This is a genomic window from Bacteroides ovatus (genome assembly GCF_001314995.1).
Lineage (GTDB): Bacteria > Bacteroidota > Bacteroidia > Bacteroidales > Bacteroidaceae > Bacteroides > Bacteroides ovatus.
The window spans coordinates 2,510,201-2,524,725 of sequence record NZ_CP012938.1 but is presented as its reverse complement, the minus strand read 5'-3'; the positions used below and the strand labels follow the sequence as shown (position 1 = coordinate 2,524,725).

The following is a 14,525-nucleotide window of genomic DNA, read 5'->3' as shown; positions in this document are numbered from 1 at the left end:
GAGATTTTAAGTTCATTATTTGTTTCCGCCAGCCCACCATACGGCCTCGCTATATACGTACTGTCCATCACCGAAAGCAGCTTTCACTTCAGGATTTGCCAATACATCGTCTGCTCCATAACCGAAGCGCAATGGGAATTTACTGCTGTTCTGCGGGTTTTTCAGTACAATGAAGTTTTCTCCTGCACCTTTCAGACGGCGGTAGTCATTATAGGCTTCCAGTGATTCGCCGGATGCGCCGAAGAAAGCAAGATACTTCTGTATCATTGTCTCTTGCAGAGGATTAGCATCGAATAACGGTTCCACTTCATCCGTGAAATATGCTTCTGCCACATCTGCACCCAAATCGCTGTCGCCATCAGCTACCCAAGTATCAGCGGCATCTATAATTGAGTTTTCCAGATTTTCGAATCCGGCGGTAATTGCAGCTTTCAATGCACTCTTAGCTTCGTCCAGTCTGCCTCCCAAGCGGCATAATGCTTCTGCCTCAAGGAATTTCACTTCGTGATAGCTGATTAAAAGAGTAGGAGCCGACATAGCCCATGATATCATCGACATACCATAATTGTTCTGTAACTCTTGCGGAGTTCCGTTAGGAGCCGCTTTGATGCCTGCGATGTCCGTAGCTTGCGTGCCACTTGCGTAACCGGCAGGGAAGTTTCCGCTAGGGTCTGGTTCCAGAAACGCTTGCGGTGCTCTGGGGTCATTGCGTTCAACAAATTTTTCAATCAGGCTTGCACTGGCTGCCAGACTGTTACGGCTGTAGCTGAATGCCCAAAGTGGATTTAGTTGTGCATCAGCATCATAAATAGCCAGCTTACATTCTTCGCTTGCATTGGCGAATGATTTGCTTACATAAGTAAGAATATTCTGAAGATCTGTCGTCTTATTGGCACTTTTATTGAGCAGACGCATTGTATAGCGTGCTTTTAACGCATAGGCCGTTTTAAGCCACATACTTGCCTGTGTACTGGTGTTTGAACCATAGATCAAGTCTTTAGAACCGACTGCACCGGATAACCCTGTATCTTTGGCAGTACCGTTATTCAGTAGAGTGATAGCATCATCCAAGTTCTGCATCACTTCCTGATAGATACTTTCCTGTGTATCTATTTTAGGTTGCATATACATCGGTGTACCGTCCGGATTGAGGATACCAGTCTGGCTGTACGGTGTGTTTCCGAACACATCAGCTGCCACCGCTCCATTGTAGGCGAGCAGGATTTTAGCAATCGCTTCCGTCACTACGTTTCCTTTTTCCGAGGGATCTTCTTCGCACTTCTTGATAACGATTTTAGCGTTCTTTATATTTGCATACACGTTAATCCATGCGTTATTATAAGTAGTAGCCGTTGTAGGCTCTCCGCTGCGTACTTCCGCGCGGTAAAGCTGATTGGATATACCCGTTTCATGTTCTATGTAAACAGAAGAGTAGAGTGAGAAATCCCCTCCGACAGTACTGAATCCAGTGTTTACGCCTAAGTCCGTAATCAAAAACTTAGCGGGCGCATCCAGCGGATTGTTAGGGTTTTCATTGATTTTATCCATTGCATCTTCTGTACAAGCAGAAGCAATGGCAGCAGTCAAGAAAGAAACTGCTAGCAATTTTCCTATTGATTTATATTTTTTCATTGTCTTGCAGATTAAAATTTAATGTTGAAACCAAGGCCGAAACTAGCTGTTTGCGGCATTGAATAATCTTCAAATGCTCCTGCCATGTTGTTGTTACCCTGACTGGCTTCCGGATCGAGGTCGGGCAATTGTGCCCAGATCAAGATGTTTCTGGCAAATGCATTCACAGAAAGTTCAATTGAACGCTTTTGAAGAATTTTGTAGTTGACAGCTACTTCACGCAGTTTGATGAAAGAGTTGTCATACACTGAAGATTCGTCGATATCGTTCAGACGGCTGTAATATACCTGTTGTGCGTTTGCACCAGTGATGGCGATATCATTTTTAGTTCCATCAGTTTTATATCCGTCGAAGATGATAGTACCTTCACGATTTTCCGTTCTCTTGCTGACACCATAGTAGTCTGCCAGTCCGGTTGTTCTACTGTACATCTGCCCACCCTGTTTCCAGTCGAGTACTGCGCTGATAGTACACTTCCATAAGCGTAATGTGGTGTTGAAGCCCATCAGGAAGTCCGGAGAAACCTTGCCGATTACCTGTGCTTCACCAGCAATAGGAAGACCGTTTTCGTCTACCAGACGATTGCCGTTTTCATCTCTCTTGAAACCTACACCATAGATTACAGGGAATTTTTCACCTGCTGAAGCGCGTACCTGTGGAGTAACGTAACCACCCAGGGAGATATTTTCTACACCCGGTGCCAGTTCATCTACGTAGTTGTCGATCTTTGTCCAGTTGAATGCAAAATCCCAATTGATATTCTTCGTTCGGATGGGGTTGAAGCCGAGAGTGAATTCATGCGTGTTGGTATGAATCTTTCCACCGTTGGTGAGTAGTTTGCTAGCACCGGTAGAAGAAGCCAAAGGCACTTCGAAAATCTGGTCTTTTACATTCTGGCGTGAGTACGTATAACTGAATGTGATTAAGTTATCGAGGAAGTTCACGTCAGCACCCACTTCATACGAACGTGTGTTCTGCGGTTTCAGTTTCGGGTCGAAAATCGTGTAGTACGGAGTATAGGCGGTAGTGCCTTTCATCGGGTACATGATTGGAGTCAGCATATAGAAACCACCTCCGTATGTCGGAGTCGAGTAGTAGTTTTCGAGGAAATCTCCTGCCTGTCCTACTTCCGCATAAGATACTCTCAATTTAGCGTGATTAACGACATTGTTTTTCAATGCATCCAATTCCGTCAGGATAAAACCAGCCGAAATAGAAGGATAGAAGAATGAGCGGTTCTTACGTGGCATATTAGATACGTAGTCCTGACGTCCGGTGAGGGTCAGATAAAGCATATTTCTGTAAGAAGCTGATACGTTACCGAAGAATCCCACCGTGCGGTTTTTCCATGTCTCTTCTTCTGTCTGTTGAGTAGTGGCGTTGTTGATGTGGTTCCATCCCGGGAAGTTGTAGTTCGTACCATATTCATAATACTTCTTTCTGTTGCTTTGGATAATTTCGTTACCCACTACCGCATTCAGTCCCCAGTCCTCATTAATGTGCCAGTCGTAGTTGATGGTCAGCAATGAGTTATATGTAGCGTTTGTCCAGCCGTAGTTCTCGATCTGTCCGCGACCGCCACCAGTGTTACTACCATATCCGTAGCTGTCTACGTAGTGAGTAGTGTAAGCATCCACACCGACCATGTATTTTGCGTTCAACTTGTGGTTAGTTGTGCCGAAATCAGTCTGATAGCTTGTATATACGTTTCCGAAGAAACGGTTGGTATCTTCTGTGAATTTATTATTTTCCATCGCCCAATAAGCGTTGTCAAAGCTACCACGGAAAGAATTTTGTGTGTACGGGTTGCCGTCTACATGGCTTGGAATTCCGGCCAGATCATAACTGGGAGGAGCTGCGTAAACCGTTCTCAACAGACCGTTACCGGAAGTCACTGCCTTGTCGATGGAAGTAGTGATGTAGTTGGCTGTAAATCCGGAACTCCAGTTACTAGTCAGTTTGGTGTCGGCACTAACCTTTACATTATATCTATCCATACCGGTGCTTGAGATAATACCGTCCTGGTGCGTATTTCCCAATGAGATAGAGTAGGAACTTTTTTCGAGCATCTGCGCGACATTCAGTGAGTTGCTCCAGGTAATTCCTGTATCGAAGAAATCTTTGGCATTGTCGTATGCCTGTGGAGTGGCCCATGGGTCAAGACCGGCTGACGCACGTTGGGGTACATAATATTTTCCCTGTTGCTTACCGTACTGTTGAGTGTATTTGTTGTCCGTGTTACCACCATACGTTGCATCGTTGGGAAGTTCGGAAATTTTAGGTCCCCAAGAGGTTCCCGAAGTGGGACTGAATTTTCCACCCGAACCTTGTGCGTATGTTTTCTGGAACTCCGGCAGACGGCCGACTACATCGAAGCTGACATTAGAAGAGAAGCTAACCTGCGGTTTGCCTTTTTCCAATCCTTTACCACTTTTGGTCGTGATGATAATCACACCATTGGAAGCACGGATACCATAAAGCGCAGAAGCAGCCTGACCTTTCAAAATGTTGATACTTTCAATATCATTAGGGTCGATATCCACTGCACGGTTGGCGAAGTCCGCTCCGCTCACACTACCATTGTTCTGGATATCTGTGCTAACGTCAGGAGTACTGGTCACCGGCATTCCGTCGATAACGTAAAGCGGAGTGTTGTCACCCGAGAAAGAACGTGCACCACGGATGGTGATCTGTGAAGAAGCTCCCGGCATACCACTTGAAGGCTTCACGTCCAAACCGGACACCTTACCTTGCAACGCTCCCGCCAGATTAGAGTTGGCAGCTTGCGTCAGTTGATCTGATTTTACGTCCTGAACGGCGTAGCCCAGTGCTTTTTTCTCGCGTGAGATACCCATGGCTGTCACCACAACCTCATCCAGTGCCTTCGCGTCGCTTTTCAAAACAACTTTTATCACTCCCGGTTTGATGGAAACGTCTTGCGAAATCATTCCTACATAAGAAACGCGCAAAGTTTTAGCAGAACTTGGTATGTAGAAGTTTCTGCCTTTATCATTGTTAATAGTTCTTTAACCCTTTTGAAGGTGCAAAATGATAAAAAGATACCGTTTTGGAGGTAATAATGTTCTCTTTTTCTTGAAAAGCCTGATTTTGGTGCTATCTTTATGACAGAAACTATCTTTTAAAAGATGCTAAATTTAAAAGAAGTTGTTTTAACCTATCAGTTTTTAGAAACTTATTGCTTTCAAAACGATACTTTTTAGTTAAATACGTAACACTTTTTTCGATTTGTCATAATTCGTGTTATCTTTGCAACCTGTTAGAGACAAAAAATCTGTTTATAGGTTAAATTTAAGAGAGAATTTATGAAAAGAAAATTGATGTTCTTAATGACCTTCCTTTTTATAGGTATAGGTCTGGTGACAGCGCAAACATCCAGAGTTACCGGTTTGGTTACCTCTGAAGAAGATGGGCAACCTGTCGTAGGTGCTTCAATATTGGTGAATGGCACTACCCTTGGTACTATCACTGATATTGACGGTAAGTTTACAATCACGAATGTACCAAGTTCTGCTAAGACTTATTGATTTTTCTTTTCTCCTTTCCTTCTGCTTTTTTTCTCCTATCTTGTTGTTTTTCAATGTTTTTGTTTCGGATTTTAAAAATTAACCTATTCTTCCGGTTTCTTTTATTGAAACTTCCTTTATCAATTCTTATCAATTTAGTAGTCTTTGCTTCTCATTGATTTTTGAGAAGGGATTAATATTCTACCCAAATTTTTAATAAATTTCCCGGTGTTTTTCTTTATCTAGGCGTTTTTAATATTCGTGTTTTGGAGGTATGAGTTAAATGTTACAATCTAATAGTGATTGAAATTATGAGTGATAGTAAAGAAGAATGCAAAAGACTGCAAGTATAAGTTGTCTGACACCCGGGTCTCATGATGCCTGACACCCGGGTGTCGGTATGTCTGAGACCCGGGTGTCAGATAACCTAGTTCTACTAACTAAAATAAAGGTAAAGCTATACTATTTAATTTGCATTAGAACAAATCAAATTTACGTCTTTGCAAAATGGGATTTTCAGCTTGTGTTATTTTATTCCGCCACGATCACTTTGATGTCATAACCTATGAAAAGTCCGCTCTCTATAACACCGGTGATTGCCTTCAGTTGTTCTTCGAGCGAAGAGTCGATGTAGTTGAAACGGGTGTCGAGGATAAAGTTGCCGTTTTCTGTAAAGATAGGTCCGTCTTTGCCACGAGCGGGACGAAGAACAATCTCCGAGGCACCCAGTCGCTGCAACTCATGCTCTACATAAGTCAGTGAGTCCGGAAAGACCTCTACAGGGATGGGAAATTTGCTTCCCAGCTGATTCACACGCTTGCTGGGGTCGATGATGATGAACGTTTTGCGGCTGCTTCTAATCAGTAGTTTCTCTTTGAACATCGCTCCGCCACGTCCCTTAATCAAGTTCTGTTGCGGATCTACTTCGTCCGCTCCGTCGAATGTCCAGTTGGGGCGTTTGTTCCAGAGGGTAGTTTGGGGGATGCCTAGCTGTATGCAGGTCATCGAGATTTCTTGTGAGGCGGGAATCACTTCGATATGCAAGTACTCTTCACGAATTCGTCGTGAGAGTTCGAACAGAGTCAGGTAGACTGTAGAGCCGGAGCCGGCTCCTATCACATCTCCGTCTTTTGCCGTGGCGGCAATTTCACGGGCTACGTGTTCTTTTGCCTCCCGGTTGATGATGGAGTCCGACCATTGCAGGTGTTTTATCAGGTGATTTTTCCAATCCATAAATTTGCGTTCTAAATCGTTTTCGTTTTAAGTTCCTCTTTTCTATATAACGAATTTGTGAATCTGTTTGTTTGTTCGTTTCAAATTCAGAAGGAAAAAACTCATTAGCGGCAATTCAATCATTTAAATCGTTAATAAACGATTCGTTAATTTTTAACTTTATTGCGTTAAACGTTAACGAACCTCTGCTTTTTATTAAACCGTGTTATAAGTTAGGCTGCTTTGGCCTGAAAATTTGGAGATGACCGAAAAGTCCGTATCTTTGTACTGTGTTTTTCATAGTATTAGATTTAAGGTTAACAAAGATTGGCTGTCTGGGATAGATAGCCTTTTTTTTGTCCCTACCATTCCTTACAGAATCAGCCAGATGGCAATGATGTGCCCGATGCTGCCTCCCAGACAAAACAAGTGGAAAGTGGCATGCATATAGGGTTTGCGCAATGAATAAAAAACAGCTCCCACAATATACGAAACTCCTCCGCCAATCAGCCACCAAAAAGCGGTAGTGGCTCCCAGTTCTCCCAGATGATCTAACAAAGGTTTCATGGCTACCAATATACAGGCGCCCATACCTACGTAACAAGCCGTTTCGAGATTGCTGTGTTCTTTCAGCTTTTTGAAGCTAAGAATGAAACCGGCGATAGCCGACAGCCAGACGAAAGCGAAGATTCCCCATCCCCATCCGCCGGCATGCCGCAGGACAAGTAGCGTGAAAGGAGTGTAGGTGCCCGCGATGTGCAGGTAGATAGCTCCATGATCGAATTTGCGGAGCAACTCTTTCAGTTTCCCCGGACGGCTGCCGTGATACCACGTAGAACTGATATAAGAGGAAAGCATCCCCGCCAGATAGACGGATACACAAGCAACTGCCCACTGCGGTTCCATATTCTCGGAAGCCTTTTCCAATAGGAAATATCCGGCCACGATTCCAAGCAGGATGCCTATTCCGTGGCTAAGGGTATTTGCCCATTCTTCTATATGATTGTATCGTTTGTTCTTCAATGTTCCTTTTTTTGAATGGTTAAGTCACAAAAAATGTTGAGTCGCAAAGATACTTTATTTTCTGTAAAGCGTTTCCCTCCTTATTCTTTTTTTAAAATGATTTTTCCTCCATATTGTCCTGCCACTTGCTTGCGGAAATCAATGAATGCCGCATATTCATCCGGACTGTAAACCCCTTTGCGCATAAACAATCGGTGAGTGATGTAGATTTCCTTATCTTTCACCTGAATACCGGAATGGAAACTGCCGAACTTGCTTTTCACGTCAAGCGGTTTCGGAAGTCCTTCGATTACATATCCTTCCGGCAGTTGGATGCGGATGCTGTCGGTATCTGTGTATCCGTAGTTGATGTAAATGGGATAGGTGCGCTTCGTCACAGGAGGAACACTGAATTCTTTTCGGAACACATTGGTGGGGATAAACAGACGGTTGCCCGTTTTATGCCCGTATTGATTGCTGGTGGCAGTGTAGTCGAAGGTGATAGACGGATTGGGTTCCTTGCACTCGCTGATTTGCGGGTTCTGAATATCGGCTTGGGATAAGTTGATGCTTGAACGGATGCGGTCTTTCTGTTTGTTAGGCTCCAAATAGACGATGCCTGCTTCATTCTCATATTGAAAAATCCGGGAGATTTCGTTCACCTCTATCCGTGCCTCGGCTGTGGGGGAGAGGGTGATGTTGGCAACGATGTGCTGTGTGTTCAGCGAGTCGGGATAGGTGGGCAGGCGATACATCTGGCCGCCGGTCGGTTCGATGAGTAAGGCGTCGTGTCCCGCAATGTCTTGGTGGACATAGCCGAAGGGAAGCGATGGATTTGTACATTCCAGCCAGAGCGTATCTTGGGGAAGCGGAACTTGCAGGATGACGTGATTCATCTGGTTGGCACTGGAGAAGTCTGGTAGCAAGCGCTCGTTGGTGGTGCTGATGACTGTATAAGTGGAAGCAATTCCCAACTCTTTCAGCATGGCGCGGGTGTAATTGGACAATCCTTTACAGTCGCCGAATCCCGTGCGGCAAACATCGGCGGCGGCAATGGGCTGTAAACCTCCGATGCCTAGTTGGATGCTCACGTAACGGGTGGTTTTGGCCAGATAATCGTAGATTGCTTTCACCTTGTCCCGGTCGGTAGTGCAGCTGGCTGTCAGTTCGTGCAGCTTGGCGCGGAAAGGTTCGGTGAGCAGGTCGCGTCCGTTGAGCAGTTGGTATTGCCATTCTCCGTACTTTTGCCAGCTGCTCATATCGCCTTCCGACTTGTCGTACTTGAAAGCGGAGGGAGCAAAGTAGACACGTGGAAATAGCTCGGCGAAATCCGGACCGAAAGGTTCTTTGATGATGGGAGAGAGCTTGGAAGCGGTGGCTTCGATCACTTGCTTCCCGTCGGCTCCGGTGGACTCCTTCACTTCGATTTCTTTTCCCTGCGTGTTCAGTTCGCGGTATCTGCATCCTTGTCCTGCGGGCAGCTCGATCCGGTAAGTCGCTTTCTCCACTCCCTGGTTAAATTCTGCCTGCGGGACAAAAGGGAGATAACCGATTAGTCCGTTGTTGCATTTCATTTCCCATTCGTATTTCACTGTGAAAGGGAAAGAAGGATGATTACATTCGTAATAATAAAAATAATCGTCCGTGGTAAGCGAAGAGCTGTATTCACTTTTCTGTAGTTCGGATTTCTTTATCTTACGTACACTTTGTCCGGTGGCATTGAGGATTTCTCCGGAGAATTTCTGCAAAGAACGGAACATGTCACATCCGCAGAAGAAACGGGCTGCCTCCAATCCTTTACGGTTGAGGACGCTGATTGTCAGGCTTTCTTTTTCTATGGATTGGGTCATAGATTTGCAGAGAACCTCTGTGCGTGCTTCAACGATAACGGAATTGGCATCCTTGAGAATATCCTGTGCACATGCCGGCTGTATGTGCAGACTTAGGCAGATAAGGACACAGGACAGACCGAATGCCCGGCATATCCTTTGTTTCAGGATGGGGTGGCTGGAACGGATCATTGGTGTAAACAGGTAAAGTTTATATTTTTTTGAGCACGATGAGTGCGTTGTTTTTTTCGATTACTTTGGCCCATAGTTCCTGCAGTTGTTTGTATTGTTCGGAAAGGAATATGTAGCCTTTCAGGTGGAATACATAATTGAGCAGGATTGTATTTCCCTGTTGCTGAATCATATATTTACACTGTAATCCGTCTCCTTCCGACCGGATAGATTGTGATTGAGGAAGTTCTTCCACTTCATATCCTTCGGGGAGAGTCAGCGTAGACAGCATCGTGAATTTGTACGGGTAGGGAAATTCGATGGGAAGTACCCGTTCCGTCTGGATAAAAGGATTGCTTTTCAATTGCGGAAAGAGCATTGGATTGATATAAAGGTGATCGTCCGTTCGGTCGGCTTGCAGGACGAAGTCAAACTCTTCTTCTATCAGTGCCCAGTCATTTTCCTGCTTTTTCACTTTCAGGTTGGTGACAGTGAGTTTCTCTTTCTGGCTGACTTTGTTTTCAGGATTCGAAACGAGATTGTCCTGTTTATGATTTTCATTTGCCTGATATTCGATGGCTTCCTGCCCGTAGAGAACCGTGCTGCGATGTCCTTTCACTTGATTTCCCTCTATTCGAGCATCAATCTTCATAAAACTTTTGTTGTGGGAAAGAGCCATCACGTTCACCCATTTCTTTTCTTCTTTCTCTTTTAGGGAAAGCATGCGTGCTTTGTTTACAGACAATTCAAGCGGCAATATATTAAAGGCAGGTACGTCCATAGAACTGTCTAAAAATACATATTTTTGTTTGTTTATATCGTGGATAGCAACAAAGAATGTTTTTAGTTTTTGCAGAGAAGGAAAGTTGTACGGCAGCATACCTGATGAACGTCGGCTCATAACCACCGGATAGGCTTCCAGCCCGAAGTCTTTCAGGATGCTGATAAGGATGAAATTCAGGTCGGCATTACTGCCGCTTCCTTTCTTGATTACTTTTTCGAGCTCTTTGCTGTAGAGCTGATACCGTCCGTTCCAGGCCATTTTCTTTTTGAGCACCTGGAAGGCGCAGATGATTTTCTCCTCGAAATTCATTTCGCTGTTGTAGGCTTGTTTGGTTTCAGGGCGGAAAGGGTTGGTGAGTGAGAGGTGTTCGCCGAACTGTGTATTTTCCGGTTTGAGCAACTGCTTGTCTACATCTTCCCATTTCTGGCTGTATGGCTTGTATTCGTTGGGGGTAAATTGCGTGCCTTGCAGGTCGAAACTTACTTGCACCTTGTAGTCTTCCGGGCACCAGCAGTAGGGTTCGTCTTGACGGATAGCCGGAAGGTTGCGTGAGGTAAAGGTGGTTTCCTGTGCCGAAACGGTGAAGTCTTTGCTGACTCCGCCTACACTGCCTCCCTCACGTTCCGTGGCATGGATGGAGGAGTCTCTTTGTTTCACTTGTATGTAGTCTTTTCCCCGCAATTCGATGTTATAGATAAACACATGCGGGATGGTGATCTTATACTGGTTGTAGAGCATCGGGAGTTCTTCCTGCATCATCCAGTTGTCGATGTGTGAAAAATAGTCGGAGTAGAGTTTGTAGTGATATTCGATGACAGTGCCTTCTTTGACAGCGGGCAGAGAGAATTTTAGCATTTTATACAGGTTGTTGATCCGCTCGAAAGAGATAGATTCCCGTTTCATGGACGTTTTTATACATTTCCCGTTTTCCATATTGTAGGAGCAGCCTTCTATGTCGCTGGCTCTTTCCTTCCCTTCGTCCCTATCGGTGGGAGAGTAGTAGGGAACGGACACGTCGGCGTATGACACTCCTTGCGGTTTCAGGATTTTGATGCGTACCCAATGCTCGGTAGTCAGTTGAAAACCGTCGTGGTAGACGAAGTCACTTTGTCCCTGATGGAAAAGATAAATAGCCGTGGCGGTGGTGTCGGGGGCATAGGAGGTGAGAGATAGTTCTTCTTTGGAAGGTTTTCCGTACTTTAGATTGGGCTCTATGGTGGCTGTTGTGGCTTGTTGCGAGTGGACAGGCGACAGAAATTGTAACAGAAATGCGTAGAGAATAAATAGTTTTCTCATAATTGTGTTTTTGTAGTATGCTCACAAAGATAAAAAAAATAGAGAAAGGTGTATCACCTTTCTCTATTTTAATTTTGTTTTATGTATAAAATATATTATACCAAATGTCCGATCCATTCTTCGCGGTCGCCGGGGAGAAGGTCGATAACGGGAACTTCTACCATCGTGTAGCATCCCGGTTGTTGCTTCATGGAAGCGCGTGCCACGCATACCAGTACTTGTGCGGTCAGTGCGGGGTTGTTGATACGCATATTAAATTCGAACAACTGGTTCTGTGTTTTGCCGGATACACCTTTGCGAGTCAGATTTACACCATGACCCATGTCTAGCAGGGCGTCTACACTCGGAACGAGTTTCACGTGTGTTTCATCGTTCACGAAGTAAGGATCTGCTTTGATGGCAGCGGCTACTTCTTCGAATTTATATCCGTCTTTCAGTTCGATGTATACCATGCGGCGGTGGATTCCCGTGCCGGTCGGAATGGTCATGGAAAGGGCAGCTTTCACTCCGTCAATCGCTTTTACGGCTACTGTGTGTCCCATGCTCATACCGGGACCGAAGTTGGTGTAGGTGATGCCTTTCGGAGCAATTGCTTCCAGCATGGTGCGTACGATGGAATCGCTTCCCGGATCCCATCCGGCAGAGATGATCGATACGGCTTTATGTTTTTTGGCGGTAGCATTCAAGGTACGGCGCAGGTCTACGATACCGGTGTGGATATCGAAACTGTCTACCGTGTTAATACCCATCGCCAGATATTCTTTTGCATATTTTTCTACGCTGCGGGTCGGCGTGCAAAGAATAGCTACGTCTACTTCTCCCAGCTCTTTTATGTCCTTCACTACTGCGTAGTTTGCTAACTCTTCCGGTTTGTTCTCTGCTCCTGCACGACGAACGACTCCGGCTATTTCGAAATCAGGTGCCGCCTGAAGCGCTTCAAGTACATAATGTCCAATGTTGCCATAACCAACGATGGCAGCTCTTACTTTTTTCATTCTTTTCTTGGTTTTAATGAACAAATTTCTTTCTTTTGCTTGCAAAAGTAAACAAATTACTACTAACTTTGGTTCATCTGCTTTAATATTTTTATTTTTTTCATATTCTTCATATCTAATGTACAAAAGAATAATCTGTGAAAATCAGTGTAATCTGTGGTGAGAAAGTTTTATCTTTGTCCCTGTTATGATAGAATATATTAGAGGCGAACTTGCCGAACTAAGTCCGGCAACCGCGGTGATCGACTGTAATGGGGTGGGATATGCCGCCAATATATCTTTGAATACCTATTCGGCTATTCAGGGAAAGAAAAGTTGTAAGCTATATATTTACGAGGCGATTCGTGAAGATGCGTATGTGCTCTACGGATTTGCCGAGAAACAGGAACGGGAGATTTTCCTATTATTGATTTCCGTTTCCGGAATCGGGGGGAACACGGCTCGTATGATTCTTTCGGCTCTCTCGCCTGCCGAACTGGTGAACGTAATCAGCACCGAAAATGCGAACATGTTGAAAACGGTGAAAGGCATCGGGCTGAAGACTGCGCAACGCGTGATTGTCGACCTGAAAGATAAGATAAAAACAATGGGTATGTCTGCTGCCGGAGGGGTTTCCGCAGGTTTGTTGTTGCAACCTGCCAATGCGGAAGTGCAGGAAGAGGCGGTGTCTGCATTGACGATGCTAGGTTTTGCTGCTGCACCTTCACAGAAGGTGGTGCTGGCTATCTTGAAGGAGGAGCCGGATGCTCCGGTAGAAAAGGTTATCAAACTGGCTTTGAAACGTTTGTAGTATGAAGCAACAGAAGATATATATGAAAGCATGGCTGGACGCTCATGGTCGTGCAAAAGCAGTGGATACGGATGAATGGTATCTGGATTTCGCTAACCAGCTATTGCCGTTGGTGGCAGATTCTTTTATATACGGTGGGAGAGAGTGGGAGGAAGACCAGAAGCGAGTGGCTTTGACGTGTGCCTTGTATTTGGAAGATTGCGTAGCAGACGGAGGAAATTGGCGTCAGTTTATTCATTGGCACCGGAAAAGCTACGGACGTTATTTGCCTTTTTACGCACTGACGGAGGAATATTTGCCGGACGAAATTAACCGTGAAGATGTTGTTTTCCTTTTGTGGGCCATCAATTCTCCGGTTGGCGATGATTTTGATGGAGTAGAGAACCCGATGGATGCGGATTTGCTGGAGTTTGCGGATACGCTTTACAACCGTTTGGATGCTGCGTTCGAATTGGCTCCTATCAGCGATTATCTGGCAACGGACTGGCTGATGGAAACGGAGCTGATGCAAAAGAAGCGGATGCCTCTGCCGGTAGCTTTGCCGGGAGAAAAGATGCCTACGAACGTAGAACGTTTCCTTGAAGCGAGCAAAGGTGAACCGCTTTTATACTTTGACTCTTACGAAGCGCTGAAATATTTCTTTGTGCAGTCGTTGAAGTGGGAAGATGAAGAGGATTCTTTGTTGCCTGACTTAAAGGAGTTCGGTAACTTTGTGGTTTTTGCCAATCCGAAAGGGTTGTTGATCGGTCCTGATGTAGCCGAATATTTTGCAGACAAACGTAATCCGCTCTACAATGCCGAACTGGCTGAAGAGGAAGCATACGAGCTGTTTTGTGAAGAAGGTTTGTGTCCGTTCGATCTGCTGAAATATGGAATGGAACACGATTTGTTGCCGGAAGCACAGTTCCCGTTTGAGAACGGAAAGGAGTTATTGCAGGAAAACTGGGATTTTGTGGCTCGCTGGTTTTTGGGTGAGTATTACGAAGGAGAATAAGAATTATAAGAAATAAGTACTGTTTATATAAGTGCTGTCTATGTTAATCAAAAAAAGTAACAATCCTTTTGCCGGAAAGACAAAGTCTGCAGTCGGTAAAAAGAAGACGACCGGAAAACGGGTCGGAAAATCAAAGCAGGAAAAGGCTAATAATCAGTTGAATAGAAGGATAAAATAAAGGCGTGTAGACCACGCCGTTTTTGGTTATCAGGCTACGCCGTTTGATGATGGCAGACTACGCCTTTTCTCCCTACCAGGAAACGCCTTTTCTCTCACGCAGAGGATTAAGAGTCTCA

The 14,525-nt window shown here is 45.0% G+C and carries 11 protein-coding genes; 4 read left to right on the top strand and 7 right to left on the bottom strand.

Going from position 1 to position 14,525, the window contains the following annotated elements; genetic code table 11:
* Nucleotides 1-15: 15 nt before the first annotated feature.
* Nucleotides 16-1,632: a SusD/RagB family nutrient-binding outer membrane lipoprotein gene (locus Bovatus_RS10050; RefSeq protein ID WP_004297973.1), complete on the bottom strand. Its 1,617-nt coding sequence runs from the start codon at nt 1,630-1,632 to the stop codon at nt 16-18.
* Nucleotides 1,633-1,643: 11 nt separating this feature from the next.
* Nucleotides 1,644-4,601, bottom strand: a complete 2,958-nt coding sequence (locus tag Bovatus_RS10045) for a SusC/RagA family TonB-linked outer membrane protein (RefSeq protein WP_052587917.1) — start codon at nt 4,599-4,601, stop codon at nt 1,644-1,646.
* 354 nt (nt 4,602-4,955) lie between these two features.
* Here Bovatus_RS10045 and Bovatus_RS10040 point away from each other — a divergent pair, with 354 nt between their 5' ends.
* Nucleotides 4,956-5,177 (top strand): carboxypeptidase-like regulatory domain-containing protein, encoded by a 222-nt coding sequence (locus Bovatus_RS10040; RefSeq protein WP_004297975.1) that lies wholly within the window; start codon nt 4,956-4,958, stop codon nt 5,175-5,177.
* Between the two features lie 510 nt (nt 5,178-5,687).
* Here the strand turns inward: Bovatus_RS10040 and rpiA are convergent.
* The 5 genes from rpiA to Bovatus_RS10015 all read right to left on the bottom strand — a co-directional run bounded on the left by rpiA (nt 5,688) and on the right by Bovatus_RS10015 (nt 12,445).
* A complete protein-coding gene (gene rpiA / locus Bovatus_RS10035; RefSeq protein WP_004297978.1) occupies nt 5,688-6,389 on the bottom strand; it encodes a ribose 5-phosphate isomerase A in 702 nt (233 codons plus the stop codon).
* A gap of 351 nt (nt 6,390-6,740) precedes the next feature.
* Nucleotides 6,741-7,391 (bottom strand): PAQR family membrane homeostasis protein TrhA, encoded by a 651-nt coding sequence (gene trhA / locus Bovatus_RS10030; protein WP_004297979.1) that lies wholly within the window; start codon nt 7,389-7,391, stop codon nt 6,741-6,743.
* An 80-nt stretch (nt 7,392-7,471) separates the two neighbouring features.
* Nucleotides 7,472-9,391, bottom strand: coding sequence for a transglutaminase domain-containing protein (locus tag Bovatus_RS10025; RefSeq protein WP_004297980.1), 1,920 nt, complete (start codon nt 9,389-9,391; stop codon nt 7,472-7,474).
* A gap of 19 nt (nt 9,392-9,410) precedes the next feature.
* A complete protein-coding gene (locus Bovatus_RS10020) occupies nt 9,411-11,450 on the bottom strand; it encodes a DUF3857 domain-containing protein (protein ID WP_004297981.1) in 2,040 nt (679 codons plus the stop codon).
* 95 nt (nt 11,451-11,545) lie between these two features.
* Nucleotides 11,546-12,445, bottom strand: coding sequence for a diaminopimelate dehydrogenase (locus Bovatus_RS10015; RefSeq protein WP_004321792.1), 900 nt, complete (start codon nt 12,443-12,445; stop codon nt 11,546-11,548).
* 187 nt (nt 12,446-12,632) lie between these two features.
* Here Bovatus_RS10015 and ruvA point away from each other — a divergent pair, with 187 nt between their 5' ends.
* Genes ruvA through Bovatus_RS25485 form a run of 3 tightly spaced genes read left to right on the top strand, consistent with a single transcriptional unit; the run spans nt 12,633 to nt 14,407 of the window.
* Entirely contained in the window at nt 12,633-13,235 is a 603-nt protein-coding gene (ruvA, locus tag Bovatus_RS10010; protein ID WP_004297984.1) for a Holliday junction branch migration protein RuvA, read from the top strand.
* A 1-nt stretch (nt 13,236) separates the two neighbouring features.
* Nucleotides 13,237-14,229, top strand: coding sequence for a DUF3843 family protein (locus Bovatus_RS10005; protein WP_004297985.1), 993 nt, complete (start codon nt 13,237-13,239; stop codon nt 14,227-14,229).
* Nucleotides 14,230-14,269: 40 nt separating this feature from the next.
* Entirely contained in the window at nt 14,270-14,407 is a 138-nt protein-coding gene (locus Bovatus_RS25485; protein WP_004297987.1) for a hypothetical protein, read from the top strand.
* Nucleotides 14,408-14,525: the final 118 nt, after the last annotated feature.

Bases quoted from the DNA above. Each gene is read 5' to 3' on its own strand.
- rpiA (WP_004297978.1), bottom strand. From the start codon at position 6,389: ATGGATTGGAAAAATCACCTGATAAAACACCTGCAATGGTCGGACTCC.
- Bovatus_RS10050 (WP_004297973.1), bottom strand. From the start codon at position 1,632: ATGAAAAAATATAAATCAATAGGAAAATTGCTAGCAGTTTCTTTCTTG.
- Bovatus_RS25485 (WP_004297987.1), top strand. From the start codon at position 14,270: ATGTTAATCAAAAAAAGTAACAATCCTTTTGCCGGAAAGACAAAGTCT.
- Bovatus_RS10015 (WP_004321792.1), bottom strand. From the start codon at position 12,445: ATGAAAAAAGTAAGAGCTGCCATCGTTGGTTATGGCAACATTGGACAT.
- Bovatus_RS10040 (WP_004297975.1), top strand. From the start codon at position 4,956: ATGAAAAGAAAATTGATGTTCTTAATGACCTTCCTTTTTATAGGTATA.
- ruvA (WP_004297984.1), top strand. From the start codon at position 12,633: ATGATAGAATATATTAGAGGCGAACTTGCCGAACTAAGTCCGGCAACC.
- Bovatus_RS10020 (WP_004297981.1), bottom strand. From the start codon at position 11,450: ATGAGAAAACTATTTATTCTCTACGCATTTCTGTTACAATTTCTGTCG.
- Bovatus_RS10025 (WP_004297980.1), bottom strand. From the start codon at position 9,391: ATGATCCGTTCCAGCCACCCCATCCTGAAACAAAGGATATGCCGGGCA.
- Bovatus_RS10005 (WP_004297985.1), top strand. From the start codon at position 13,237: ATGAAGCAACAGAAGATATATATGAAAGCATGGCTGGACGCTCATGGT.